The following is a 26,397-nucleotide window of genomic DNA, read 5'->3' as shown; positions in this document are numbered from 1 at the left end:
CCCCTCCCACAGTTTGACGGCATTCCACGCGGAGGCCGTATTTCATTCAGCAGTCGCTGAACGATTTCCTTTGCTCACCCGTCATACCACTCAGCCCTGCGATTAGTCCCAAACCGCCTATTTATGTTTAACTTGAACGCTTGTTCAAGTTAAACCCGGTGGTTCGCTGCCCGCTCACAACAGGAGGCTTACCTTTGCTGAGTCCGTTTTATACAGCCACATCCCTCACCCTCGGGGTGCACCTTTCATGAGTGCATCGTCCACCCCATCCAGCGGCCTGGTGCGCATGAACGCGCCGGTTTTCTACTTTGCCGCTACCTTCATTTTGCTGTTCGGCATCATTGTCATCGCTATCCCGCAACAGGCCGGTGCCTGGCTGCTGGCGGCGCAAAACTGGGCGGCCAACACGGTCGGCTGGTACTACATGCTGGCGATGACCCTGTATCTGGTCTTCGTGGTGGTCACCGCGCTATCGGGCTACGGCAAGATAAAACTCGGTGCCGACCACGACGAGCCCGAATTCAGTTACCTGTCCTGGGCCGGCATGCTGTTCGCCGCCGGGATCAGCATCACGCTGTTCTTCTTCTGCGTGTCCGAGCCGCTGACGCACCTGGTGCAACCGCCCCAGGGCGAGGCCATGAATGCCGACGCTGCACGCCAGGCCATGCAGGTGCTGTTCCTGCACTGGGGCCTGCACGGCTGGGGCGTGTTTGCCTTTGTCGGCATGGCGCTGGCGTATTTCGCCTACCGGCATAACCTGCCGCTGGCGTTGCGCTCGGCGCTGTACCCGCTGATCGGCAAGCGCATCAACGGCCCTATCGGCTATGCGGTGGATGGCTTCGGCATCATTGCCACGGTGTTCGGCCTCGGTGCCGACATGGGCTTCGGCGTGCTGCACCTCAATTCCGGCCTCGACTACCTGTTCGGCATTGCCCACACCCAGTGGATCCAGGTCGGCTTGATCACCTTGATGATGGGCGCGGCGATTCTGGTCGCCGTCGCCGGCGTCGACAAGGGCGTGCGGGTGATGTCCGACATCAACATGCTGCTGGCCTGCGCGCTGCTGCTGTTCGTGTTGTTCGCCGGGCCCACCCAGCACTTGCTCAACACCCTGATCCAGAACATCGGTGACTACCTGGGCGCATTGCCGACCAAGAGTTTCGATGTGTACGCCTACGACAAACCGAGCGACTGGCTGGGCGGCTGGACGGTGTTCTACTGGGCCTGGTGGATCGCATGGTCGCCGTTCGTGGGCCTGTTCATTGCACGCATTTCCCGTGGCCGGACCATCCGCGAATTCGTGTTCGGCGTGCTGCTGATCCCGCTGGGCTTCACCCTGGCGTGGATGTCGATTTTCGGCAACAGCGCCATCGACCAGGTGCTCAACCACGGCATGACCGCACTCGGTCAGTCGGCCATCGATGACCCATCGATGAGCCTTTACCTGCTGCTGGAAACCTACCCGTGGAGCAAAACCGTGATCGCGGTCACGGTGTTTATCAGCTTCGTGTTCTTCGTCACGTCGGCCGACTCCGGCACCGTGGTGCTCTCTACCCTGTCGTCCAAGGGCGGCAACGCCGACGAAGACGGACCGAAATGGCTGCGGGTGTTCTGGGGCGCGATGACGGCACTGGTCACCAGTGCGCTGCTGTTTGCCGGCAGCATCGATTCGCTGAAATCGGCGGTGGTGCTGACCTCGCTGCCGTTCTCGCTGATCCTGCTGCTGATGATGTGGGGGCTGCACAAGGCTTTCTACCTCGAGTCGCAAAAGCAGATCGCCCAGTTGCATTCGCTGGCGCCGGTGTCGGGCTCACGCAAAGGCACCGGCGGTTGGCGCCAGCGTTTGAGCCAGGCCGTGCATTTCCCGTCGCGGGATGAGGTGTACCGGTTCCTTGAGACCACGGTGCGTCCGGCGATTGAAGAAGTGACGGCGGTGTTTGTTGAAAAAGGCCTCAACGTCGTGACCCAGCCCGACCCGTCCAACGACAGCGTCAGCCTGGAAATCGGTCACGGCGAAGAGCATCCGTTCGTGTACCAGGTGCAGATGCGCGGCTATTTCACGCCCTCATTTGCACGCGGTGGCATGGGTTCCAAACAGCTCAACAATCGTCGCTACTACCGGGCGGAAGTGCACTTGAGCGAGGGCAGTCAGGACTACGACCTGGTGGGCTACACCAAAGAGCAGATCATCAATGACATCCTCGACCAGTACGAGCGCCACCTGCAGTTCCTGCACTTGGTGCGCTGACGCTCAACTCCCAGAAAAGCCCCGTTCTACGGGGCTTTCTTAAACTTAATTTCATCCGTCAAGGCGCTGTTTTGACGCGTAACTGTCATCTGGTCACTGCGTAATTGTGTGAAGCGTTTGACGCTTTCATTTCAGAACAGTGACGGAGACCGGTACCCATGAAGACGTTTTTAAGCCCTGTGGTGGGAGCCGCCATGGCGAGCTTTATGCTGTCCGCCCATGCGGATTTTATCGATGACAGCCACGCCGACGTGACCCTGCTCAACCGCTATCTCAACCAGCAGGGACGTGACGTGGTCGGCAGCAATGCCAAGGCCCATAGCGTTCGGGATTGGGGCCAGGGTTTCGAGTTCAACTTCAAGTCCGGCTACACCGAGGGGCCGGTGGGCTTCGGTCTGGACCTGCAGGCGTTCTATGGCTTGAAACTGGATTCCGGTGGCGACCTCAACGACAAGGATCACCAGGGCCGCTATCCCGGCAGCATGTTCCCGCTTGATAACGGCAAATCCGCCGACCAGTTCGGCGTGCTCAGCCCGACCTTCAAGATGCGCTTTGCCAAGGATGAGCTGCGCGTCGGCACGCTGTACGGCAACAACCCGGTGCTGGCCAACACCGACGGGCGCCTGTACCAGCAGACCAACACCGGTGTGCAACTGGTGTCCAAGGACCTCAGCGACTTCACCTTCACCGGCGGTGATATTTTCAAGACCAAGATCCGCAACGAAACCGGCGACCAGGGCATGATCACCGCCGGTGGAACCAAAGAAAGTGACCGCTTCCTGTTTGGCGGTGCGGACTACACCGGCATACAGAACACCACTGTCAGCCTGTGGTACTCCAACCTTGAGGATTACTACCAGCAGTTCTTCCTCGGCGCCAAGCGCCATGACGCCTTGTCGGTCGGTGCGATCGATACCGACATACGCGTGTTCCGCAGCCTGGGTGTGGGCGGCAACGCCGACGGCGACAAGGACTTTGCCGCCGCGGGCCTGTACGGCGACGGCGTAAACAAGGGCCGCATCAACCAGTCCACCGTCAGTCTGCTGGAAAGCTACAGCCTGGACGGCCATACCGTCGGCCTGGGCCTCCAGAAAAACAGCGGCGACAGCGACTTCCCGTACCTGGATTCCGGCCTCAACAGCGGTGACGCTCGACAAGGCCCAGGCTCGGGTGCCGACACCCCGGCACTGACCAACATGCAGCTGAACAAATTCCAGCATGCCGGCGAACGTACCTGGCTGGCGCAGTACAAATATGATTTGGGCAAACTCGGTCTCAACGGCCTGACGTTCTCCGCTGCCTACGCCCACGGCGATGACATCCGCACCGCCCAGGGCACCACCAGCGAATGGGAGCGAAACGTGGCCGTGGCGTATCAAGTGCCCACTGGTACGCTCAAAGGCCTTGGCGTGACCTGGAAAAACGCCCACGCCAGCCCGGACATTACCGGCGCCACCGTGCAGGATGAAAACCGCTTCTATGTCAGCTATGTCGTTCCACTCTGGTAGGAAATTGCTGTAAAACGGAAGGGCAGACTTAAGCGATTCAGCTGGTTAAAAGGCTTGGGAATATCGTTATTCCCAGGCCTTATTTGCCTATGTCCAAGAGAGGATTCGATGACTTACATTGCTGCCGAAAACCGCTATGAATCTATCCCGTATCGCCGCGTAGGCCGCAGTGGATTGGTGCTGCCGGCACTGTCCCTGGGGCTGTGGCACAACTTTGGCGACAGCACCCCGATCGACACCCAGCGCGCCCTGCTGCGCACCGCGTTCGACCTGGGCATCAACCACTTCGACCTGGCCAACAACTACGGCCCACCCTATGGCAGCGCCGAGATCAACTTCGGTCGCCTGCTGCGCGAAGACTTCAAGCACTACCGTGACGAATTGATCATCTCCAGCAAGGCCGGCTGGGACATGTGGCCGGGCCCTTACGGCCAGGGCGGCGGCTCACGCAAATACGTGCTGGCAAGCCTGGACCAGAGCCTGCAACGCCTGGGCGTCGACTACGTGGATATTTTCTACTCCCACCGTTTTGATGCCGACACACCCCTGGAAGAAACCGCCAGCGCCCTCGCCACCGCCGTGCAACAGGGCAAGGCGTTGTACATCGGTATCTCGTCTTACTCCGGGGTGAAAACCCGCGAAATCGCCGCGCTGCTCAAAGAGTGGAAAGTGCCGCTGCTGATCCACCAACCGGCCTACAACCTGCTTAACCGCTGGGTAGAAAAAGACCTGCTGGACACCACCGAAGAACTCGGCGCCGGCGTGATTGCCTTCACGCCGCTGGCCCAGGGCTTGCTCACCGACAAGTACCTCAACGGCGTGCCGGCCGACGCACGGGTTAACCGTCCGGGGGGTGGTTCGTTGCAGGCCAAGCACCTGTCGGAAGCCAACATCGCCCACGTACGTGCGCTGAACGAAATCGCCCAGCGCCGTGGTCAAAGCCTGGCGCAATTGGCGCTCGCCTGGACCTTGCGCGACCCACGGGTGACCAGCGCGCTGATCGGCGCCAGCCGGCCGGAGCAGATCATCGAAAACGTCGGCGCGTTGAAGAACTTGAGCTTCAGTGCGGAAGAACTGGCGGAGATCGATCGGTTTGCGCAGGAAGGTGGAATCAACTTGTGGGAAAAGCCATCCAGCGCTGAATAACCTGACACCACTGGGTCAATGTGAGAGGGGGCAAGCCCCCTCTCACATTTGATTTGCAGTGTGGTTTAGAACGGCACATCCCCAAGAATCGTCGCCCGATGCATCACCCGCCGCTGCGGCCGGTAGTCATCCACCGCGTAATGCTGGGTCACGCGGTTATCCCAGAAGGCCACGTCGTTCTCCTGCCAGCGCCAGCGGAGGGTGAATTCCGGCCGTGTCGCGTGGGCGAACAGCAGCTTCAGGATCGCTTCGCTCTCCGCTGGCTCCAGCTCATTGATCCTGGTGGTGAACCCATCACTGACAAACAGCGACTTACGCCCGCTGACCGGATGCGTGCGCACTACCGGGTGCGACAGCGGTGGGTTTTTCCTGCGGGTTTCTTCCCAGCGCGCCAGGTCTTCGGCGGTGTTGCCAAAGCGTTCCAGCGGAAAGGATTTGGTGAAGTCGTGGGTAGCCGTCAGCCCATCGAGCAACCGCTTCAACGGCGCGGACAACGCCTCATACGCCGCGATGCCACTGGCCCACAGCGTATCGCCACCAAACGCCGGCAACAGCTTGGCGCTGAGTACCGCGCCGAGGGCCGGGGTGGGCAGGAAGGTCACGTCGGTGTGCCACACGGCGTTGTCGCGCACGTCGGTGACGGCGGTGTCGAGGATCAGCACTTCGGGCTGTTCCGGCACGTTGGGGTAGATCGGGTGGATGTGCAGGTCGCCGAAGTTCGCCGCGAACCGCGCCTGCTGCTGCGGGGTGATCGGCTGGCCACGGAAGAACAGCACCGAGTGGGTGAGTAATGCCTGCTCGATGGCATCGCGGTGTTCGGCGCTCAGCGGCTGGGTGATATCGACGCCACTGATCTGGGCGCCCAAGGCGGTGCTCAAGGGGGTAACGGTCAGGCTGCTCATGGGGTTCTCACTCAATGTGCCTGGCCATGCCAAGGCACTAACTTACGCTGCAGGGCGCGCAGGCCCATTTCCATGGCGAAGGCGATCAGGGCGATCACCAGGATCCCCAGCACCACCACATCGGTGACCAGGAACTGCGCCGCCGACTGCACCATGAAACCCAGGCCGCTGGTGGCCGCGATCAGTTCGGCGGCGACCAGGGTCGACCAACCTACACCCAGGCCGATGCGCACACCGGTTAGGATGTCGGGCAGGGCGCTCGGCAGGATCACATGGCGAATCAGTTGGGCACGGGTGGCGCCCAGCGACTGCGCCGCACGCAGCTTGGCCGGGTCGACGGTGCGCACGCCGGTCGCGGTGGCGATCGCGATGGGCGCAAAGATCGCCAGGTAGATCAGCAGCACCTTGGACAGCTCGCCGATACCGCACCAGATCACGATCAACGGCAGGTAAGCCAGGGGCGGAATCGGCCGGTAAAACTCGATCAGCGGGTCGAGAATGCCGCGGGCGATGCGGTTGGAACCGATGGCAATCCCCACCGGCACGGCGGTCAGCACCGCGAAGCCCAGGCCCAGGCCGATCCGGCTGAGGCTCGCGCCCAGGTGCTGCCACAAGGTGGAATCCATATAGCCCGCAGTCGCCAGCAGCCAGCCTTTTTGCAGCACGGCGGAGGGCGGTGGCAGGAACAACGGTTCGATCAGGCCCGTGGCGGTGACGGCCCACCAGAGGGCCAGCAAGGCGATCAGGGTCAACAGGCTGATCCAGCGTGTGCTCAGGCTGCGCCGCACCGGGATAACTGCGTGGGCCACCGGCTTGGCGGCGGTGGCGGGGAGTTCGTAGCTGCTCATGCGGACACCTGCCGTTGCGAGAACACTTTGCCCAGCACGTGCTCACGGGTTTCGATAAAGCGCGGGTCGGACTTGATCGCCCGCGCCGACTCGCCGGCGGCGTAGCGCTGGCCGAAGTCCAGGTGCAGACGCTCGACGATCTGCCCCGGGTTGGGCGCCAACAGGATCAGGTCGGTGGCGAGGAACACCGCTTCTTCGATGTCATGGGTAATCAGGAACACCGGCTTGGCCGTGCGTCGCCATACTTGCAGCAACAGTTCCTGCATCTGTTCGCGGGTGAAGGCATCGAGGGCGCCGAAGGGTTCGTCCATCAGCAGCACGCGCGGGTCGGCGGCCAAGGCGCGAGCCAGGCCGACGCGTTGCTTCTGGCCGCCGGAGAGTTGCCAGATGCGGCGATTGTCGAAGCCGGCGAGGTCCACCAGCGCGAGCATTTCCCTGGCACGCACTTCACGCTGCGCCTTGGGCACGCCGGCCAGTTCCAGGCCGAAACCGACATTGGCCAACACGTCCTGCCAGGGCAGCAGCGCGTCGTCCTGGAACACCACGCCGCGTTCGGCGCTGGGGCCTTTGACCGGTACGCCATCGAGGGTGATGAGCCCGGCAGAAGGCTCGACAAAGCCGGCAATCAGGTTCAACAGCGAAGTCTTACCACTGCCGGACGGACCGAGGGCCACCAGCAATTGCTGGGGCCCCAGGTCGAGTGAAATGTCGGACAGCACCGGTTCTGTGACGCCTGGGTACTGTGCGCTGATGCGCTCCAGCTGTAGCAAGGCCATCGCGATGAACTCCTGGATCAGTGGGTGATGAACTTGGCGCTGACGTAAGGGGCGTAGTCCGGCAGCACGGCGTCGACCTTGCCTTGTTCCTTGAGGAACGCAGCGGTATCGGTCACGGCCTTGGTGGTCGGTGCGCCCAGGAGGGTCACCTGGTCAGCGGCCAGCGGGTAGACGTTGCCTTGCAGCAACAGCGGGATGTCACTGGCTTTGGCGCCGGAGAGCTTCACCAGTTTGTCGACGTTGCCTTTTTCGGCGAGCCAGGCTTGTGGGTCTTTGCGGTACGCGGCGTAGGCATCCAGAGTGACTTTGGCGAAGGCTGTGACGATTTCCGGGTGCTTCTCGGCGAATTCCTTGCGCACGATCCAGGCATCGAAGGTCGGCGCGCCGAACTTGGCCAGCTCGCCGGAGGTGATCAGCACCTTGCCGTTTTCCTTGGCCACGCCCAGTGCTGGGTCCCATACGTAAGTGGCGTCGATGTCACCGCGCTTCCAGGCCGCGATGATCGCCGGCGGGGCGAGGTTGAGGATGGTCACTTTCGACGGGTCAATGTTCCAGTGCTTCAGCGCGGCCAACAGGCTGTAGTGGCCGGTGGAAACGAAGGGCACGGCGACCTTCTTGCCGATCAGGTCCTGAGGGCCGTTGATCCCGGAACCGTTGCGCGCCACCAGGGCTTCGGCACCGCCGATCTGAGTGGCAACCAGGAAGGTTTCCACCGGCACTTTACGGGTGATCGCAGCGGTCAGCGGGCTGGAACCGAGGTAGCCGATCTGCACGTCGCCGGAGGCAATGGCGGCGATGATGTCGGCGCCATTGTCGAATTTGCGCCAGTCGATCTTGGCGTTAGTGGCTTTTTCGTACGCACCGTCGGCCTGGGCAACTTTGGCCGGGTCTACGGTGGTCTGGTAAGCGATGGTTACATCCGCCGCCTGGGCAAACAGGCTGGCACCGGCCAGGGACAACGCGGCCAGGAGGCGCAGAGGGGTTAACAGTTTCAAGGGGAAGCTCCTCAATCAGGCGGCCGAGGGTCGGCGTGTGAGGAGACTAAATGATCTAAGAATTCGAAAATAAATAACATTTTCGAATTAGCTTATGGGCGGAAGGTTGAAGCGAATTTTGAGCTTGATTGCGGGCAAATGTGGGAGGGGGCTTGCCCCCGATGGCGGTAGATCAGTCAGTGATGGGTTGACTGACCCAGTGCAATCGGGGGCAAGTCCCCTCCCACAATGGACCGAGTTCGGTCTTAGTTACTGATCGCCAGAATGCTCGCCTGGTACGACCCGACAAACACATCAAAGTCGCCCACTTCGTTCTGCTCCAGCTCCGCCTGCTGTGCCAGCGATGTGCGCGCCAGCTCTTCAAAGCGTGCTTGTTCCTCAGCCGGCAACGGCTCGCGGCGGAAATACTCGGCATGCACCTCGCTCTGATGCAGGGAGAACTGCGCAAAACTCTCTTTGCGCTCGGCCATCGCCGCCAATACCTGCGCCGAAGGGGTCAGGGACGGGTCCTTGACCTTGGCCAACTGGGCGTCCAGTGCCTGGCTGTGTTCGGTGATGCCGTGGCTTTCATCCAGCAGCGCAGCCAGCGGGGCAATCTTCTCCAGCAGCTCCGTAGCCCACTCCTTCATGTCCACGGCCTGGCCCTTGCGCTGCAATTGCAGGCCCGGGCGCCGGCCTTCCTTGACCACGCTGAGGAAGTTGGACGTGGCGTTGCCGCACTCGTTGTCGGCGAACAGCGGGCTGTCGTTCAGCGCGCAGTACAGCAGGAATGCGTCGAGGAAACGCGACTCTGGCAGGTCGATGCCCATCGGCAGGAACGGGTTGATGTCCAGGCAGCGCACTTCGATGTACTGGATGCCACGGGCCATCAGCGCCTGGATCGGCCGCTCGCCGGTATAGGTCACGCGCTTGGGGCGGATGTTGGAGTAGTACTCGTTTTCGATCTGCAGGATGTTGGTGTTGAGCTGTACCCACTCACCGTCCTTGTGGGTACCGATTTCGACATAGGGCGCGTAGGGCGTTGCAACTGCTTCGCGCAGGCTGTCGGTGTAGCTGGCCAGGTCGTTGTAGCACGGCGTCAGGCCGGCCTGGGCGTTGCTCTGGTAACCCAGGTCGCTCATGCGCAGGCTGGTGGCGTACGGAAGGTACAGGGTGTCGGCGTCGAGTACTTCCAGTTGGTGCGAGCGACCACGCAGGAAACCCGCGTCCAGGGCCGGCGAGGCACCGAACAGGTACATCAGCAGCCAGCTGTAGCGGCGGAAGTTGCGGATCAGCGCGATATAGGCGGTGGACTGATAGTCGCGGTCGGTGCCGACGAAGCCTTCAGTCTCCTTGAGCAGCGGCCACAACGGTTCCGGCAGGGAAAAGTTGTAGTGGATGCCGGCGATGCACTGCATGGTCTTGCCGTAACGCAGGGCCAGGCCCTTGCGGTACACGTACTTGAGCTGTCCGATATTGGAGGTGCCGTAGTAGGCAATCGGAATGTCTTCCTCGGCCGGCAACGGGCACGGCATCGAGGGGCTCCACAGGTACTCACTGCCGAGCTTGGTGTAGGCAAAGCGATGGATCTTGTCCAGGCTGCTCAGGGTATCGGCCGGGTTGGGCAGGGCCGGAGTAATGAACTCCAGCAGCGATTCCGAGTAGTCGGTGGTGATCTGTTCATGGGTCAACGCGGCGCCCAGGGCTTCGGGGTGCGGCGTTTGCGCCAGGCGACCGTCACCGGTGACACGTAGGCATTCACGCTCGATGCCGTGCAAGCACTGTTCTAGCAGGGAGAGGTGTTCGCGCTTGCCGAGCAGGGCCAGGCGGCGGTTGAGAAGTTCGCTCAAGTTGGATTCCTTCACGCGTCAGTCGCCCCAATATGGGGGTGGGCAGGACGGTCTACAAGGGTGAAGTTGAAACTGGCGTGATCGCCTGGTTTTGAGTCGATTTGACCCGCGTTAAAAAAGCCTACTTCACTCCATGAATTGGGCTATAGCGCAGCAAGAAAATTCCGACGCTGTTATCGCAGCGCCGAAATTAACTCAAATCGGGGGCTTGGAGCTATAGGACAGCGAACGTGCCCTGTGCTTTTGCGACAAGTCTTTCGTCCTGATACACATCGGCTTCGACCACCAGCGTGCGCCGACCGGCGTGAATCACGCGGCTGGTGCACAGCACGTCACCGTCTTCCACGGCGCGGATGTAGTTGATCTTGCATTCGATAGTAGCGCTCTGCTGGTCAAAACCATGGGTGCTGGAACAGGCCAGCCCCATGGTGATGTCGACCAGGCTGAAAATCGCCCCGCCGTGGAGCTTGCCCGCGCGGTTGCGCAGTTGCGGCTCCAGGGTCAGGGCCACTTCGGCAACGCCTTCTTCGAGGCGTTGCAGGCGGCAGCCGATCAGTTCGCTGAACGCGCTCTGGGTCAAGCCGGCGGGGATTTCCATCAGCGTTTCTTCAACTGCTTGGCGTTGGCGAACAGCGAGGCCATGGCGTTGTTGCTTGGCGCTGCGGTAGCGGTTTCCTTGCGCGGTTGACTGTTTTCAGAGCGGTTCTGCGACTGGCGCGGTGCCGAGCCAGGACGTGCACCACGGGCGCCGTCGATTTTTTCGCCTGGGGTGTCGCCCATGCGCATCGATAGGCCAACGCGTTTGCGCGGGATGTCGACTTCCATGACCTTGACCTTGACCACATCACCGGCTTTCACCGCTTCGCGCGGATCTTTGATGAACTTCTCCGAAAGCGCAGAAATGTGCACCAAACCGTCCTGATGCACGCCGATGTCCACAAACGCGCCGAAGTTGGTCACGTTGGTGACCACACCTTCGAGGATCATGCCCAGTTGCAGGTCCTTGAGGTCTTCCACGCCGTCCTGGAACTCGGCGGTCTTGAACTCGGGACGCGGATCGCGGCCAGGTTTTTCCAGCTCTTGCAGGATGTCGGTGATGGTCGGTACGCCGAAGGTTTCGTCAGTGTACTTCTTCGGATCCAGGCGCTTGAGGAACGCGGCGTCGCCGATCAGCGAACGAATGTCGCGACCGGTTTCGGCGGCGATGCGTTGCACCAACGGATAGGCTTCCGGGTGAACGGCTGACGAATCCAGCGGGTTGTCGCCGTTCATCACGCGTAGGAAGCCGGCGGCTTGCTCGAAGGTTTTTTCACCCAGGCGTGCGACTTTTTTCAGCGCGGCACGGGTTTTGAACGCACCGTTTTCGTCGCGATGAGTGACGATATTCTGCGCCAGGGTGGCATTGAGGCCGGAGATGCGCGCCAGCAACGCCACGGAGGCAGTGTTCACGTCCACGCCCACGGCGTTTACGCAGTCTTCCACCACCGCATCCAGGCCGCGCGCCAGTTTCAGCTGCGACACGTCGTGCTGGTACTGGCCGACGCCAATGGATTTAGGATCGATTTTAACCAGCTCTGCCAGCGGATCCTGCAGGCGACGGGCAATGGACACCGCGCCACGGATCGACACGTCGAGGTCCGGGAATTCCTTGGAGGCCAGTTCCGACGCCGAGTACACCGAAGCACCGGCTTCGGAGACCATCACCTTGGTCATCTTCATGGCTGGGTATTTTTTGATCAGTTCGGCGGCCAACTTGTCGGTTTCACGGCTGGCGGTGCCGTTGCCGATGGCGATCAGGTCCACCGCATGCTTGGCGCACAGGGCGGCCAGGATGGCGAGGGTCTGGTCCCACTTGTTGTGCGGCACGTGTGGGTACACGGTGGCGTGGTCCAGCAGCTTGCCGGTGGCATCCACCACGGCGACCTTGCAGCCGGTGCGCAGGCCGGGGTCGAGGCCCAGGGTGGCGCGCGGGCCGGCCGGTGCGGCCAGCAGCAGGTCGTGCAGGTTGTGGGCAAATACGTTGATCGCTTCGGTTTCGGCGCCGTCGCGCAACTCGCCGAGCAGGTCGGTTTCCAGGTGGGTGTAGAGCTTGACCTTCCAGGTCCAGCGCACGACTTCACCGAGCCACTTGTCCGCAGGACGATTCTGATTCTGGATGCCGAATTGTTGCCCGATCATGCCTTCGCACGGGTGCATGGTGCCCGGCAGTTCGTCGCCGACTTTGAGTGCGGAGCTGAGAATACCTTCGTTGCGGCCGCGGAAAATCGCCAGCGCACGGTGGGACGGCATGCTTTTCAGCGGTTCGTCGTGTTCGAAGTAGTCGCGGAACTTGGCGCCTTCTTCCTCTTTGCCGACGATGACGCGGGCGCTGAGGGTGGCTTCCTGTTTCAGATAGTTGCGCAGTTTTTCCAGCAGGTTGGCGTCTTCGGCGAAGCGCTCCATCAGGATGTACTTGGCGCCTTCGAGGGCGGCCTTGACGTCGGCAACGCCTTTTTCAGCGTTGACGAAGCGTGCGGCTTCGGTGTCCGGGGTCAGCGACGGGTCGTTGAACAGGCCGTCGGCCAGTTCGCCCAGGCCGGCTTCCAGGGCGATCTGGCCCTTGGTGCGGCGCTTCTGTTTGTACGGCAGGTAAAGGTCTTCGAGGCGGGTCTTGGTGTCGGCGAGCTTGATGTCGCGTTCCAGCTGCGGGGTCAACTTGCCCTGTTCCTCGATGCTGGCGAGGATGCTGATACGCCGTTCGTCGAGTTCTCGCAGGTAGCGCAGGCGTTCTTCCAGGTGCCGCAGTTGGATGTCGTCGAGGCTGCCGGTCACTTCTTTCCGGTAACGGGCGATGAAGGGCACCGTGGAGCCTTCATCCAGTAGAGCGACGGCCGCTTCGACCTGTTGTGGGCGTACACCGAGCTCTTCGGCGATGCGGCTGTTGATGCTGTCCATAAAACCACCTGAAATTCTGAAAAGCAGCCCGCTGGCCCAAAAAACAAGGCCTTGCGCGGCTGGTTGAGCGGCCCGACTGGCGCCGCTACCTGGGTCAAGAGGCAGCCTATTGACCCTCGAAATCGAAAAAATCACGACAAGCGGGTGAAAAAGCCCGGTATTAAACGGCAACGATCTGACGTTGCCCTGCACGAAGGCGCCGCATTATAACCAGCGTTCTGCCCTTGGGGGGTACTGCGCCAATGGTTGGAAGGGGCGGGTTCGCTGGCAGCAGAGGAAAAATCTGCTAACAATGCACACGGTGCGTATAACGGCAGCTACGCCATAATGCGCGCCGAGATAAGAGGAGCATCCAATGAGCAGCACTGCACAAACTGCTGAAGGCGAAAAAATTCTCATCGTTGATGACGATCCGGGGCTGAGCAGCCTGCTGGAGCGTTTCTTCAACTCCAAGGGCTATCGTGCCCGCGCGGTGCCGAACACCGAGCAGATGGACCGTCTCCTGGGGCGCGAAGTATTCAACCTGGTCGTACTCGACCTGATGCTGCCCGGCGAAGACGGCCTAACCGCCTGCAAGCGCCTGCGCGGCGCGAACAACCAGATTCCAATCATCATGCTTACCGCCAAGGGCGATGAGCTGAGCCGCATCAAGGGCCTCGAGCTGGGCGCTGATGACTACCTGGCCAAGCCCTTCAACCCTGACGAGTTGATGGCGCGGGTCAAAGCCGTGTTGCGTCGTCAGGCACCGCCGGTACCGGGCGCGCCAGGCAGCGAAGACGAAAGCGTTACCTTTGGCGACTACGAACTGTCGCTGGCGACCCGCGAACTCAAGCGTGGCGACGAAGTGCACATGCTCACCACCGGTGAATTCGCCGTGCTCAAGGCCCTGGTGATGAACGCGCGTCAGCCGCTGACCCGCGACAAACTGATGAACCTGGCCCGCGGTCGCGAATGGGACGCCCTGGAGCGCTCCATCGACGTGCAGATTTCCCGTCTGCGCCGGATGATCGAGCCGGACCCGTCGAAGCCTCGGTATATCCAGACGGTATGGGGTGTGGGTTATGTGTTTGTGCCGGATGGTTCCGCCACGAAGTGACCGATGATTTGCAGGGCGGGCATCCTGGCGTTTGACTCCATGAGGGTCGACGGGATGCCCGGCGTCTGCAATTCTGCGAGCGCCGCTCGTTCCTGCAAGGTGTCCAGCTGTCTTCTATGAAAACCCCTCTGTGGTTCCCGCAAAGTTTTTTCTCCCGCACCCTTTGGCTGGTGCTGATCGTCGTGCTGTTTTCCAAGGCGTTGACACTGGTTTATCTGCTGATGAACGAAGACGTGCTGGTGGACCGGCAGTACAGCCATGGTGTCGCCCTGACGCTGCGTGGTTACTGGGCTGTAGACCCTGAGAACCGGGAAAAAGTAGCCAAGGCGTCGACGTTGACCCGCGTTGACGGGGCGGGTGTGCCCGAGGGTGAGCAGCATTGGCCCTACAGCGAGATCTACCAGCGCCAGATGCAGGCCGAGCTGGGCGAGGACACCGAGGTGCGCTTGCGCATGCATGTTTCACCTGCGCTGTGGGTGAGGGCGCCGAGCCTTGGCGATGCTTGGATCAAGGTTCCGCTGTATCCGCATCCTTTGCGGGGGCAGAAGATCTGGAACGTGTTGGGCTGGTTCCTGGCTATCGGCTTGCTTTCCACCGCGTCCGCGTGGATTTTCGTTCGTCAGCTTAACCAACCGCTTAAACGCCTGGTATTTGCCGCCCGGCAACTGGGCCAGGGGCGCAGCGTGCGCCTGCCGGTCAGCGATACGCCCAGTGAAATGACCGAGGTGTATGGCGCCTTCAACCAGATGGCGGAGGATGTCGAACAGGCCGGGCGCGAACGCGAGCTGATGCTGGCGGGGGTGTCCCATGACTTGCGCACGCCATTGACGCGATTGCGCCTGTCCCTGGAGCTGATGGGCAACCATAGCGACCTCACCGACGACATGGTTCGCGACATCGAAGACATGGACGCGATTCTCGACCAGTTCCTGGCGTTTATCCGTGATGGACGTGACGAGGTGGTGGAGGAAGTCGATCTCACGGACCTGGTGCGTGAGGTTGTCGCGCCCTACAACCAGAATGGCGAGCAAGTGCGCATGCGCCTTGAACCGATCCAGCCGTTTGCGTTGCGTCGGGTGTCGATGAAGCGCCTTCTCAACAATCTGATCGGCAACGCTTTGCACCATGCCGGTTCGGATGTGGAAGTGGCTGCGTATGTGTCCGGCGACAGTGCCGCGCCGTACGTGGTACTGAGTGTGATGGACCGGGGGGCGGGCATCGATCCGGACGAGCTGGAGGGTATCTTCAACCCCTTCACCCGTGGCGACCGTGCCCGGGGTGGCAAGGGGACCGGTCTGGGGCTGGCGATCGTGCGGCGGATTGCTTCGATGCACGGCGGAAATGTCGAGTTGCGTAACCGCGAAGACGGTGGCCTGGAAGCGCGGGTGCGCTTGCCGCTTGGGCTGATGCTGCCAAGAGATGCGGTATAGAAACAGCTGCAAGTTTCAAGCTTAAAGCCGCAAGAGAAAGGCAGGCAGCTTTTGCCCTTTCTTGCAGCTTATAGCTTGAAGCTAACGCCGCGTCTCTAACCCTTGCCTTTGGTCCTGGTCATATTCGGTCCACCATTCTTCTCCAGATGCTGAATGATGATCCCCGCCACATCCTTCCCTGTGGTGGTCTCGATCCCTTCCAGGCCCGGCGACGAGTTCACCTCCATCACCAGCGGGCCGTGATTGGAGCGCAGGATATCCACACCCGCCACGGCCAACCCCATGACCTTGGCCGCTCGCAACGCGGTCATGCGTTCTTCAGGGGTGATCTTGATCAGGCTGGCGCTGCCGCCGCGGTGCAGGTTGGAGCGGAACTCTCCGGGCTTGGCCTGGCGCTTCATGGCTGCGATCACCTTGTCGCCCACCACGAAGCAGCGAATATCCGCACCGCCGGCTTCCTTGATGTACTCCTGGACCATGATGTTCTGCTTGAGGCCCATGAACGCCTCGATCACGGATTCCGCTGCGGTCGCGGTTTCACACAGTACTACACCGATGCCCTGGGTGCCTTCCAGCACCTTGATCACCAGCGGCGCGCCGTTGACCATTTCGATCAGGTCGGGAATGTCGTCGGGGGAGTGTGCAAAGCCAGTGACCGGCAGGCCGATGCCCCGCCGCGAGAGCAGTTGCAACGAGCGTAATTTATCCCGCGAACGTGCAATGGCCACGGATTCATTGAGGGGGAAAACCCCCATCATTTCGAACTGGCGCAACACGGCGCAGCCATAGAACGTCACCGAGGCGCCAATACGCGGGATCACCGCATCAAACCCTTCGAGGGGCTTGCCGCGATAGTGGATCTGCGGCTTGTGGCTGGCAATGTTCATATAGGCACGCAACGTGTCGATCACTACCATTTCATGGCCACGTTCGGTGCCGGCCTCGACCAGGCGGCGGGTGGAATACAGACGCGGGTTTCGCGACAGCACAGCAATCTTCATGCAGCACCTGGGGCAGAAATAGTAGAGACCGGGAACACCGGCTTGTCTTGAACGTACTTGACGCCGGGATTGACCACCAGATGGCCGTCAATCAGCGCCTTGGAACCCAGTAACAGGCGGTAACGCATGGCTTTGCGACAGGCCAGGGTGAACTCCACTCGCCATACCCGATCACCCAGCGCCAGGGTGGTGCTGATCACGTAGCGCACCTGCGCATGGCCATTGGAGCTCTTGATGGTTTTCATCGTCACCAGGGGCGCCTCGCAGCGGCGGTGACGCAGTTGCACAACGCTGCCCAGGTGCGCGGTAAAGCGCACCCATTTCTCACCGTCGCGCTCAAAAGGCTCGATATCGGTGGCATGCAGGCTGGAGGTGCTGGCACCTGTGTCGATCTTGGCGCGCAGGCCCGCCACTCCCAAGTCGGGAAGTGCCACCCACTCACGCAGACCTACAACGGTCAAATGGTCAAATGTCTTCAATTATGGGTAACCGATCAATTCGCCCAGGCTTTCGGTGAAACCTCGGCCAGGGCTTTGAATGCAGGCTTGGCGAACCAGTAGCCTTGCATCAGAAATATTCCACAGTCAGACAGAAAGTCGCGCTCGCCGGCACTTTCGATGCCTTCGGCGATGACAGTAACGTTCAACTGCTCACAGATTGTGACAATTCCCTGGACGATCACCTGACGGACACGATCCTGGTCGACATCGCGGATCAGTGCCATGTCGAGTTTGATCAGGTCAGGTTGGAAATCGGCCAGCAGATTCAGCCCCGAATAGCCCGCGCCGAAGTCGTCGATGGCGGTCTTGAAGCCGAACTCGCGGTATTCACGCAGAATATTCGTCAAATGGCGATAGTTATCTACATGCTCGCTTTCCAGCGTCTCGAAAATCAGTTGGTCCAGCGGAAAATTGTGCGCGCGAGCCGCCTCAAGGGTGCTTCGGATGCACAACTCCGGACGGTACACGGCATTGGGCATGAAGTTGATGGATAGGCGGGTTTGCATCCCCAAGGCTGCAGCACCGGCAATCGCCTGGGTGCGGCAGCGCTGGTCGAAGCGGTAGCGGTTGCTGTTATTGACCTTCTCCAGCACCGATATCGCCCCTTCGCCCTGTGTACCGCGCACCAAGGCTTCGTGGGCATAAATCGAATGGTCCCGAAGGTCTACGATAGGCTGGTAGGCGAAAGCAAAATCGAAACCCAGGGGTTCGCTTTGCTGGCAGCCTGCGCAACGCTGGTCAGGCGAGGTGAGTGAAGTGGGAAAGTCGGTCACGGCGTATCCTCGCGAAAACAGGGTGCTACCTGGCGTATCTTAGGTGAGCCTTGAGGTTTATGCGTCGAAGGGTTTCAACGTTACAGTTGCGACATTTGTCAGAGCGAGGAATTCAAGTGGCTCAAAAGCAGGAAGAGGAAGAAAAGGTCCGTCTGGACAAGTGGCTGTGGGCGGCGCGTTTCTTTAAAACCCGTGCCTTGGCCAAGGCCGCGATTGAGAGTGGCAAAGTGCATCATCGAGGCGAGCGCTGTAAACCGGGCAAAGAGCCACGTGTCGGTGATGAGTTGCAGATTCGGATAGGTTTTGACGAAAAGACTGTCGTGGTGCAGGCACTTTCGATCGTGCGCCGTGGCGCCCCCGAAGCACAGGCGCTGTACACCGAAACCGAAGCGAGCATTGCCAGGCGCGAAAATGCGGCAGCCATGCGCAAGGCGGGCGCCACGGGGATGACCACCGATGGCAAGCCGAGCAAGAAACAGCGCCGTGACCTGTTCAAGTTTCGCGGCAGTGGCAATGATGACTGATTGCGCAGCGGCCCATTCAAATGTGGGAGGGGGCAAGCCCCTTCCCACATTTGGCCTGCAGCGTTAAGGGGATGTGCGCACGACGCTCAATCCACCGATCACCGGCAGCTTGCCGAGTAACCCGAAGATCGGCATCGTCACTTGTAACAAAGCGCCCGACACCTTCGCCGCAAACGGCGTGTAATACCCCCAGCCCAACGCCAACAGCGCCAGCAACACACCGCCGATGTAATCGTCCTGCCCCCAATGTGCGCCCGCCACCAGCCGCGGCATCATGAACAACAGCGCCAGGCCCCAGATCACCAGCACCTGGCCGACGCGCTTGGCGAACACGGTCATGAACATTGCCCAGATCAGCAACACCGAGGCGTGATCCCCCGGAAAGCTTTGGCTTGAGCGGTCCTTCAGTTCCCAGGTCCTCTCCAACCCCGGGAAATAGTCACTCATCTGGATAGCCCCGGCGATGACCATCGACGGGCTACTGTGTTGCCAACCCATCTGCGCCGCGAGTTTGGAAAACAGCATGCGGATAAACAGCAGGAGCAACAAAATGCCGACAAAACCTAACAGTGCCTGGCGGACCTGCACGGCCTCGAACACCCAGTCGCCACGAATCAGCAGCATCAGCAGGATCACCCCGACCACTGCATCAAACGGCCGCAAACTGGCCACGGCCCATACGTGCAGCCATGTTGCGTTGCTCGCCAGCGGGTCGTTGAGAAGGTGAAACAGCCACTCGTCGAAAATCACACACAGCATCTGTCCCGTGGGCCACAGCCAAAAACACAGCAGCCCGATAGCGAGTAGATTGCACAGAGCCCATCGCCGGAGGTTCCACTTGGCTTGGAACAAACCCGGATTGTTCATAAACTGTCCCTCTTCGCTCTATATAAGCTCTCTGTTTCCAGGAGAAAGCCGCACCAAGATGGTGCTAAAGCGTTTAATTTTATAAACCTTGTAACCAATTTGTCATCAATTCAGATACCCAGACCTATGACTGATCTACCGGATACCGACTTCACCCAACGCTTCATCTTCGACGAGAGCGACGCCCGCGGCGAAATGGTTTCGTTGGAGCGCAGCTACGCCGAAGTCCTCGCCAAGCACCCCTATCCGGAGCCGGTCGCACAACTGCTCGGTGAGCTGATGGCAGCTGCTGCGTTGCTGGTAGGCACCATGAAGTTCGACGGTTTGCTGATCCTGCAGGCCCGATCCGAAGGGCCGATTCCGCTGTTGATGATCGAGTGCTCAAGCGAGCGCGAAATCCGCGGCCTGGCCCGTTATGAAGACGACCAGATTGCCCCGGACGCCACCCTGGCCGAGCTGATGCCTAACGGCGTCCTGGCGCTCACCGTCGACCCGACCGTAGGCCAGCGTTACCAGGGCATCGTCGACCTCGACGGCAAAACGCTGTCGGAATGCTTCACCAACTATTTCGTGATGTCCCAGCAAGTGGGTACCAAGTTCTGGCTCAACGCCGACGGCAAGCGCGCCCGTGGCATGTTGCTGCAACAACTGCCGGCCGACCGTATCAAGGACGACGAAGATCGCGCTGAAAGCTGGCGGCACTGCATTGCCTTGGCCGATACCCTGAAAGCCGAAGAACTGCTGGGCCTGGACAACGAAACCATCCTGCACCGCCTTTACCACGAAGACCCCGTGCGCCTGTTTGACGCGCAGACTCTGCACTTCCACTGCAGCTGCTCCCGTGAGCGTTCAGGGAACGCCCTGGTCAGCCTGGGCCTGGAAGATGCGCAGAACCTGGTGGTGGAACACGGTGGAAATATCGAGATCGACTGCCAGTTCTGCAACGAGCGCTACCTGTTCGACGCTGCCGATGTAGCGCAATTGTTCGCTGGCGCAGGTATCGACACGCCTTCCGACACCCGCCACTAAAACGTTTAAGCACAGGTAAATCACCTGTCAAATGCCGGATTAGAGGCGTTCTGACGGGAGGGCCCTACTCTTTTTGGGCTTTTCTGGCATAATCCGGCCCACTTTTTTCGCGGTAGTAGTGCGCAACTTTCTACTACAAAACGTTTGGAGCACTCGGCCACAGGCCGACGGGGAACCTCATGACGCAAGCCAATAACGCCGTATACACCGATCTGAGTGTTGACGATCTGGTCAAAGAAGCCCTGCAGCGCGGTGAAGGCGTGCTTGCCGATACCGGCGCGCTGGTCGTCGAAACCGGTCACCGTACCGGCCGTTCGCCAGTCGACCGTTTCATCGTTGAAGAGCCTTCTACCCAGGATTCCATCGCCTGGGGCCCGATCAACCGCAAGTTCCCGGCCGACAAGTTCGATGCCCTGTGGGCACGCGTCGAGGCGTTCAATAACGCGCAAGAGCATTTCGTTTCCCACGTTCACGTAGGGGCTTCCGAAGACCACTACCTGGCCGTGAAAATGACCACCCAGACTGCCTGGCAGAACCTGTTCGGTCGTTGCCTGTTCATCAACCCTGCCCAGTACAACCCGGCCGGTCGTGACGAGTGGCAAGTGCTCAACGTAGCCAACTTCGAGTGCGTGCCGGAGCGTGACGGCACCAACTCCGACGGTTGCGTGATCCTCAACTTCGCGCAGAAAAAAGTGCTGATCGCCGGCATGCGCTACGCCGGTGAAATGAAGAAAGCCATGTTTTCGGTGCAGAACTACCTGCTGCCGGCTTCCGACGTACTGCCGATGCACTGCGCCGCCAACATTGGCGAAGCAGGCGACGTGACCCTGTTCTTCGGTCTGTCGGGCACCGGCAAGACCACCCTGTCCGCCGACGAAAGCCGTTACCTGATCGGTGACGACGAACACGGCTGGGGCGAAGGCGTGGTGTTCAACATCGAAGGCGGTTGCTATGCCAAGTGCATCGACCTGTCCGAGAAGAACGAACCGGTTATCTGGAAAGCCATCAAGCACGGCGCCGTGCTGGAAAACGTCGTGATCGACGACGCCAAGCACGCCGACTATGCCGACGTCAGCCTGACCCAGAACAGCCGCGCCGCCTACCCGCTGGAGCACGTTGCCAAGCGTTCCGAGAAGAACCTGGGTGGCGAGCCAAACGCGGTGATCTTCCTGACCTGCGACTTGACCGGCGTACTGCCGCCCGTGTCCATCCTCAGCGAAGAACAAGCGGCCTACCACTTCCTGTCCGGCTACACCGCACTGGTGGGCTCGACCGAAATGGGTTCGGGCAGCGGCATCAAGTCGACCTTCTCCACCTGCTTCGGCGCACCGTTCTTCCCACGCCCGGCCGGCGAATACGCAGAGCTGCTGATCAAGCGCATCCGCGGCTTCGGTTCCAAGGTCTACCTGGTCAACACCGGCTGGACCGGCGGCGGCTACGGCGTTGGCAAGCGCTTCAACATCCCGACCACTCGCGGCGTGATCGCAGCGATCCAGAGCGGCGCGTTGATCGGTGCTGAAACCGAACACCTCGACACCATCAACCTCGACGTGCCATTGGCCGTACCGGGCGTTGAGACCGGCCTGTTGAACCCACGTAACACCTGGGCTGACAAGGCGGCTTACGATGAAGCAGCGAAGGCGTTGGCTGGCCTGTTCATCGAGAACTTCAAGAAGTTTGAAGTGAGTGATGCGATCAAGGCTGCGGGTCCGAAGTTGTAAGATTCGGTCGCTGTTAAAAAGCCGCCCCTTGTGGGCGGCTTTTTTGTGCGTGAAAGGTTAGTCGACGATATGCAAGAGCACCGCCCCGACCAGCACCAGCACAACTCCCAGCACTTGCACCGCCGACAACCGTTCCTTGAAAAACACAAACCCCAGAATCGCCGCAATCCCCCCTGATAACGTACTGATCACCGTCACCACCGACACCGACCCCGCCATCGCTCCCCACGAAAACGCCGAAAATCCACCCAGGTTCATCAGGCTTGCCCCTGTCAGCGTGGCGCAGTTTTTCAGCGGCGGAATCTTCAGGCCGTCCTTGATCTTCAGCACCATCAACACCAGCACGCACAGCCCTACCAGATAGCCGAGCCAGAGCATGGTGATCGGCCCCAGCGCAGGTAGCGTGTAGCGACCTTGCAGCCAGAAACTGGTGCCGTATAGCAAGGCGGCAAGCATGGCGTAGACGATGGAGCGGTTTGAACTGTTGTGCGGGATGCCATTGTCCTTGTGGAGGCTGGAAAGGATCACGCCGATGACGCACAGGGCGATGCAGCCGAGTTGGATCAGGCTCATGTGTTCGCCGCTGGCCCAGGACAGCAGGGTGGTGACGACGCCGTAGGACGTCACCAGTGGCGCCACGATGGCGGCTTTGCCCAGGGCGAAGGCCTTGGACAGGGCAAGGGCGCCGGAGACGGTGAACAGTGCGGCGGCAATGCCCAGCAGCCAGACGCTCAGCGAGGCGTTAAGGGACTTGAACAGCAGGGCCGGGAAGATGGCCAGCAGCAGGGTCATGATCACGAAGCCGAGGGCCTGGCCGAAGTACACCGCGCGCTTGACGCCCACGGCCCGGGCGTTGAGACCCACGAGGAAATCCGTACCACCCCAGAGCAGGGCGGCCAGCAGGCCCATTGTTACGTCCATGTAAGGTCCTTGTTGTTTTGAGCGCGGCTTGCCAGGTTAGCGCAGATCCAATGTGGGAGGGGCTTGCTCGCTATAGCCGGGTGTCGGTCATCGATCGGCTGGCTGATACACCGCTATCGGGAGCAAGCCCCCTCCCACATGGGATCTGCGGTGTGCCTCGGGCCGGTGTTCGCTCAGCTGAGGTTCTCCAGCGTTTGTGTGTCCCAGCTGTGAGTCTTGATGGCCAGGTAGAGCATGCCGATGGTCAGCGGGACCTTGTCGGCATGCCCCTTGGCCCGACGTTTAAGGAACACGTCAAAGACCGGTGGGTTGAAGTAACGATAAGTGTCGTAGTCGCCCAGGTCGAGGGCGAATTCCTGCTCCAGCGCTTCCATTAGTTGCTTGGCTTCACTGCCGTCACAGCCCAGGTCGAAATTGAGTGAGGTTTGCAGGCGGATGGTCTTGTGTTTCGGCAGGCCGATTTCTTCGTGCAGCAGTTGCAGAAGTTGCTGCATCACGGGGTCTTCGGGGAAGTTGGGGGCGAGGTTCATGGTGGGGGCACGCAGGAGTGGATGGATGGGGGCGGATGATTTTATGCGCCGGTACTCGTTTCGCTCCCGGATCAAGCCGAGACCAGTGATGAGAACCATGGAGGCAATGGTGCTGTTTATGAGTGTATGGCGAGACAGCGTTATTCCAGACACTGGTGCGAATATGAGTATCAAACCGCCGACTAGCAAGCTGAGCCCCAAGCTTATCCGTACTTTGTAATTTCTTATCAGCCAGAAGATCAGCAATTGCACAGTTACGATCAAGGCTAACTCTAAGTAAAAGCTCAAGGTGTTTCTGCCGAGACGGTTGAGAGAACGCTATTTTCATTCAGCTACGGGTAACTTCTGTAGAGGGTCAAGCGGGTGTTTGGAGCAGTTTGGGAAGGGGATGTCGCGGTATTTGGAGGTTTCCTACGGCCGTTTCCGGCATTTGTGGCTTGGCAGTGACTTAACAAGCAAAGCTGGTCAATTGTAGGAGCGAACTTGTTCGCGAAAAACTCAAGGACGCCGCGTTTCTTCTGGTTTACCGCGTCGTCGTTGATGATTTCGCGAGCAAGCTCGCTCCTACAAAGGGTGTTGCTTAGATTTCAGAGCATTCCCACGCAGGGCGTGAGGAATGATCACTGCCCTGCAGGCCTGCTGATACACCGCTCAAAAATCGCCTCCAACCCCCGATAATCACACGCCACCGCGTCAATATTCGCCGGTATCCATGCCGCGTGCTTCACCAGCCACCAGTTCACTGAAAACCCCGCGTTCACGATGATCTGTTCAAACAAAATCCGCTGCGCCCGGCCGTTGCCCTCGCGGAAGGGGTGGATGACGTTGAGGTCGCCATAGGCTTCGGCAATCTTGCTTATCAACTCGGTTTGGCTGGCACCAACAAACCAGTTTGCCTCTTCCATCTGCCGGATAATCTTCGCGGCTTCCGGAGGGATGCGCTCCGGGGTGCAGAACAGGGTGTCGCCTTTCTGGATGTTCACGCTGCGCAACTCACCGGCCCAGTCGTAGATGTCACCGAACAGCGTGCGGTGGATGTGTTGCAGGCGGTCGAGGTCGTAGGGCGGGGGGAAGAGCGGGAGGCTGCCTACGGCGATTTCGGATAATTCCCGCTCGGCCTGGTGCAGGCGGGCTTCGTCGAGCAAATCGAGGCGGTTGCGCAGGACGCTGCTATCGGGATAGCAGTACGGATCCTGGCCCACCCCGTATTTGTCGAGCATCAGCGTGGGGTATTGCGGTACTTGGCAAGCACGGATTCGCGGGTCGGCAGGGGTTTGTCGACGTCGGCCGGCTGGGTGTCGAACCCTTCCAGGCGCAGGCTGGCCAGGTAATTGGAACGGCGGATCTTGTGGTAATGATCCTGTTTTTGCTCAAACGTCAGTTCGCTCATCGCAGCGCACTCCTGGGTAGCAAGGTTTGATTGTAGCGCAATGCTTCAACGGGAAGGCGGGATAAAAACCACGTCACATTCTGTACAAAAAATCCGCCGACACCCGGAATTCAGCGTATGTTTCACCGCAAAATCTTGTAGGGCGATTTCCGCCCGCTACTTAAAGGGAGTTAAGCATGGGTTTGCTTCGTGTTGCTTCGGCGGTGTCATTGTGTGCGGTGGCTTTTTCGGTCCAGGCCGGACAGTTGCCGATCGAAGTGCTCAGTGCGGTGGTCAAGGACCAGAAAATCGCCGATGCCGAAGTGCTGCTGCAACGTAACGGCGCACAGAATGTGGTGGGCCGCACCAACGCGCAGGGCCAAGTGACGCTGACCAGTGAGGCCGCCGATGATGCGAGCAACCTGCTGATCATCAAGAAGCCCGGCTACTCCAACCTGGTGGTGAAGTGCCCATGCGCGGGCATGACCTACGCCATCAGCCCGGTGATGGAAAACCTCGATGGCCTGCGTGTGGTGCTGACGTGGGGCAAGACGCCGAGTGACCTCGACTCCCACATGATTTTCCCCGGCAATAACATCTATTTCGAGAACCAGAAGGGGACCGACGCCGAGTTGGATGTGGATGACACCGACAGCTACGGCCCGGAAACCATCACCCTGCAGAAAAAACACTACGGCGAAAGCTACGTCTATGCCGTGCACGACTACAGCAATGGCGGCAACCCAGGCTCGCGCCAGTTGTCTGACAGCGAAGCCAAGGTGTTCGTGTACATGGGTCAATCGCTGGTGCGTACCTACTACGTGCCTAAAAACCGCAGCGGCAACCTGTGGACGGTGTTCCGCATGACCGGCAGCGGCGACTTCCAGGACATCAACACCTTCAGTGGCGTGACAGTGAATGCCGCCAATGTGCTGAACGAAGTCAAGCCGCTGCTGGATGACAGCGTCGCGGTCACCGCAGTCACCGTCAGCTCTTCCGTACAAACCGACGCGAAGCGTCTGAACCTGCAGGGTGAAGCGGCCTACCAGGCCGGCAAGCTGGACCAGGCCATTGACCTGTTCCGCCAGGCCATCGAACTGGACAATGGCTTCGGCAAGGCCTACGGCAACCTCGGCCTGGCTTATCAGAAAGCCGGTAACACTGCCGAGTCGATCTGGGCCAACCGCAAGGCTATCGCCCTTGCCACCGGCGCCAATGCTGCCACCGTGCGTGCAGGTGCCTACTACAACATTGCGCGGATCTACGAAGCGGCGGGGCAGTTCCCGGATGCGTTGCGTCACTACCAGTTGGCCAAGGAGCAGAAGGCCAACCCGGTGTATGACACGGCGATTGAGCGGGTACAGAATCGCTGATTCAGCTGTAGCGCAGTTCTGAAATGTGGGAGGGGGGGCAATCCCCCTCCCACATTTGGTTTGTGGTGTTCCTACAG

The 26,397-nt window shown here is 60.3% G+C and carries 24 protein-coding genes; 9 read left to right on the top strand and 15 right to left on the bottom strand.

Features of this window, described 5'->3' with window-relative positions:
* Positions 1–286 precede the first annotated feature (286 nt).
* The 3 genes from betT to mgrA all read left to right on the top strand — a co-directional run bounded on the left by betT (position 287) and on the right by mgrA (position 4,902).
* A complete protein-coding gene (gene betT / locus FBY10_RS10275) occupies positions 287–2,248 on the top strand; it encodes a choline transporter BetT (RefSeq protein WP_167656032.1) in 1,962 nt (653 codons plus the stop codon).
* A 158-nt stretch (positions 2,249–2,406) separates the two neighbouring features.
* Positions 2,407–3,756: an OprD family outer membrane porin gene (locus tag FBY10_RS10270; protein WP_178116733.1), complete on the top strand. Its 1,350-nt coding sequence runs from the start codon at positions 2,407–2,409 to the stop codon at positions 3,754–3,756.
* 108 nt (positions 3,757–3,864) lie between these two features.
* Positions 3,865–4,902, top strand: a complete 1,038-nt coding sequence (mgrA, locus tag FBY10_RS10265; RefSeq protein WP_053140257.1) for an L-glyceraldehyde 3-phosphate reductase — start codon at positions 3,865–3,867, stop codon at positions 4,900–4,902.
* 65 nt (positions 4,903–4,967) lie between these two features.
* On the opposite strand, the gene tauD is transcribed toward mgrA, so the two are convergent.
* The 7 genes from tauD to FBY10_RS10230 form a co-directional block, all read right to left on the bottom strand.
* Positions 4,968–5,804: a taurine dioxygenase gene (gene tauD, locus FBY10_RS10260; RefSeq protein ID WP_145335792.1), complete on the bottom strand. Its 837-nt coding sequence runs from the start codon at positions 5,802–5,804 to the stop codon at positions 4,968–4,970.
* A gap of 11 nt (positions 5,805–5,815) precedes the next feature.
* Positions 5,816–6,652, bottom strand: a complete 837-nt coding sequence (gene tauC, locus FBY10_RS10255) for a taurine ABC transporter permease TauC (protein ID WP_145335794.1) — start codon at positions 6,650–6,652, stop codon at positions 5,816–5,818.
* The gene (tauB, locus tag FBY10_RS10250; RefSeq protein ID WP_145335796.1) at positions 6,649–7,428 is read right to left on the bottom strand and encodes a taurine ABC transporter ATP-binding subunit; all 780 of its coding nucleotides are present in this window, start codon (positions 7,426–7,428) and stop codon (positions 6,649–6,651) included. The genes tauC and tauB overlap by 4 nt, the downstream gene beginning before the upstream one ends.
* Before the next feature lie 17 nt (positions 7,429–7,445).
* The gene (gene tauA / locus FBY10_RS10245; protein ID WP_145335798.1) at positions 7,446–8,423 is read right to left on the bottom strand and encodes a taurine ABC transporter substrate-binding protein; all 978 of its coding nucleotides are present in this window, start codon (positions 8,421–8,423) and stop codon (positions 7,446–7,448) included.
* Positions 8,424–8,668: 245 nt separating this feature from the next.
* Complete coding sequence (gene gshA / locus FBY10_RS10240) at positions 8,669–10,252, bottom strand: glutamate--cysteine ligase (protein WP_145335800.1); 1,584 nt, start codon at positions 10,250–10,252, stop codon at positions 8,669–8,671.
* A gap of 214 nt (positions 10,253–10,466) precedes the next feature.
* Positions 10,467–10,850, bottom strand: coding sequence for a PaaI family thioesterase (locus FBY10_RS10235; protein WP_145335802.1), 384 nt, complete (start codon positions 10,848–10,850; stop codon positions 10,467–10,469).
* Positions 10,850–13,186, bottom strand: coding sequence for a Tex family protein (locus FBY10_RS10230; protein ID WP_145335804.1), 2,337 nt, complete (start codon positions 13,184–13,186; stop codon positions 10,850–10,852). The genes FBY10_RS10235 and FBY10_RS10230 overlap by 1 nt, the downstream gene beginning before the upstream one ends.
* A gap of 355 nt (positions 13,187–13,541) precedes the next feature.
* Here FBY10_RS10230 and ompR point away from each other — a divergent pair, with 355 nt between their 5' ends.
* Together ompR and FBY10_RS10220 are read left to right on the top strand one after the other, a co-directional pair.
* Positions 13,542–14,282, top strand: coding sequence for a two-component system response regulator OmpR (ompR, locus tag FBY10_RS10225; RefSeq protein ID WP_145335806.1), 741 nt, complete (start codon positions 13,542–13,544; stop codon positions 14,280–14,282).
* A gap of 116 nt (positions 14,283–14,398) precedes the next feature.
* Positions 14,399–15,712: an ATP-binding protein gene (locus tag FBY10_RS10220; protein ID WP_115487864.1), complete on the top strand. Its 1,314-nt coding sequence runs from the start codon at positions 14,399–14,401 to the stop codon at positions 15,710–15,712.
* A gap of 95 nt (positions 15,713–15,807) precedes the next feature.
* Here the strand turns inward: FBY10_RS10220 and rimK are convergent, their stop codons facing one another.
* From rimK to FBY10_RS10205, 3 genes are read right to left on the bottom strand one after another with little or no spacing between them, the layout of a single operon-like run.
* Positions 15,808–16,713 carry a 30S ribosomal protein S6--L-glutamate ligase gene (rimK, locus tag FBY10_RS10215; protein WP_003171022.1) on the bottom strand — a complete coding sequence of 302 codons (906 nt, stop codon included), beginning with the start codon at positions 16,711–16,713 and terminating at the stop codon, positions 15,808–15,810.
* Positions 16,710–17,174, bottom strand: a complete 465-nt coding sequence (locus FBY10_RS10210) for an ATP-dependent zinc protease (RefSeq protein ID WP_174245656.1) — start codon at positions 17,172–17,174, stop codon at positions 16,710–16,712. Before FBY10_RS10210 ends, rimK begins: the two co-directional genes overlap by 4 nt.
* Positions 17,175–17,206: 32 nt before the next feature.
* Positions 17,207–17,986, bottom strand: coding sequence for an EAL domain-containing protein (locus FBY10_RS10205; RefSeq protein WP_145335807.1), 780 nt, complete (start codon positions 17,984–17,986; stop codon positions 17,207–17,209).
* A gap of 116 nt (positions 17,987–18,102) precedes the next feature.
* Here FBY10_RS10205 and FBY10_RS10200 point away from each other — a divergent pair, with 116 nt between their 5' ends.
* Positions 18,103–18,510, top strand: a complete 408-nt coding sequence (locus tag FBY10_RS10200) for an RNA-binding S4 domain-containing protein (protein ID WP_131696975.1) — start codon at positions 18,103–18,105, stop codon at positions 18,508–18,510.
* A gap of 63 nt (positions 18,511–18,573) precedes the next feature.
* On the opposite strand, the gene FBY10_RS10195 is transcribed toward FBY10_RS10200, so the two are convergent.
* Entirely contained in the window at positions 18,574–19,377 is an 804-nt protein-coding gene (locus FBY10_RS10195) for a phosphatase PAP2 family protein (RefSeq protein ID WP_145335809.1), read from the bottom strand.
* Positions 19,378–19,503: 126 nt separating this feature from the next.
* Between FBY10_RS10195 and hslO the strand changes: the two genes are divergently transcribed.
* Positions 19,504–20,406: an Hsp33 family molecular chaperone HslO gene (gene hslO, locus FBY10_RS10190; RefSeq protein WP_145335811.1), complete on the top strand. Its 903-nt coding sequence runs from the start codon at positions 19,504–19,506 to the stop codon at positions 20,404–20,406.
* A gap of 179 nt (positions 20,407–20,585) precedes the next feature.
* On the top strand, positions 20,586–22,127 hold the full coding sequence (locus FBY10_RS10185; RefSeq protein WP_131696972.1) for a phosphoenolpyruvate carboxykinase: 1,542 nt from the start codon (positions 20,586–20,588) through the stop codon (positions 22,125–22,127).
* A 57-nt stretch (positions 22,128–22,184) separates the two neighbouring features.
* Here the strand turns inward: FBY10_RS10185 and FBY10_RS10180 are convergent, their stop codons facing one another.
* The 4 genes from FBY10_RS10180 to FBY10_RS10165 all read right to left on the bottom strand — a co-directional run bounded on the left by FBY10_RS10180 (position 22,185) and on the right by FBY10_RS10165 (position 24,968).
* Positions 22,185–23,036 carry a DMT family transporter gene (locus tag FBY10_RS10180; protein WP_145336115.1) on the bottom strand — a complete coding sequence of 284 codons (852 nt, stop codon included), beginning with the start codon at positions 23,034–23,036 and terminating at the stop codon, positions 22,185–22,187.
* Between the two features lie 185 nt (positions 23,037–23,221).
* Positions 23,222–23,578, bottom strand: a complete 357-nt coding sequence (locus FBY10_RS10175) for a DUF1493 family protein (RefSeq protein ID WP_131696971.1) — start codon at positions 23,576–23,578, stop codon at positions 23,222–23,224.
* 620 nt (positions 23,579–24,198) lie between these two features.
* Positions 24,199–24,798 (bottom strand): putative adenosine monophosphate-protein transferase Fic, encoded by a 600-nt coding sequence (locus FBY10_RS10170; protein ID WP_131696968.1) that lies wholly within the window; start codon positions 24,796–24,798, stop codon positions 24,199–24,201.
* Entirely contained in the window at positions 24,798–24,968 is a 171-nt protein-coding gene (locus tag FBY10_RS10165; protein ID WP_131696967.1) for a YhfG family protein, read from the bottom strand. The genes FBY10_RS10170 and FBY10_RS10165 overlap by 1 nt, the downstream gene beginning before the upstream one ends.
* Positions 24,969–25,144: 176 nt before the next feature.
* Here FBY10_RS10165 and FBY10_RS10160 point away from each other — a divergent pair, with 176 nt between their 5' ends.
* The gene (locus FBY10_RS10160; protein WP_145335813.1) at positions 25,145–26,320 is read left to right on the top strand and encodes a tetratricopeptide repeat protein; all 1,176 of its coding nucleotides are present in this window, start codon (positions 25,145–25,147) and stop codon (positions 26,318–26,320) included.
* Positions 26,321–26,397: the final 77 nt, after the last annotated feature.

Source organism: Pseudomonas sp. SJZ103 (genome assembly GCF_007828335.1).
Classification (GTDB): Bacteria; Pseudomonadota; Gammaproteobacteria; order Pseudomonadales; family Pseudomonadaceae; genus Aquipseudomonas.
Note: the sequence above shows the minus strand (reverse complement) of the source record. Positions and strands in the feature narration are given on the sequence as shown.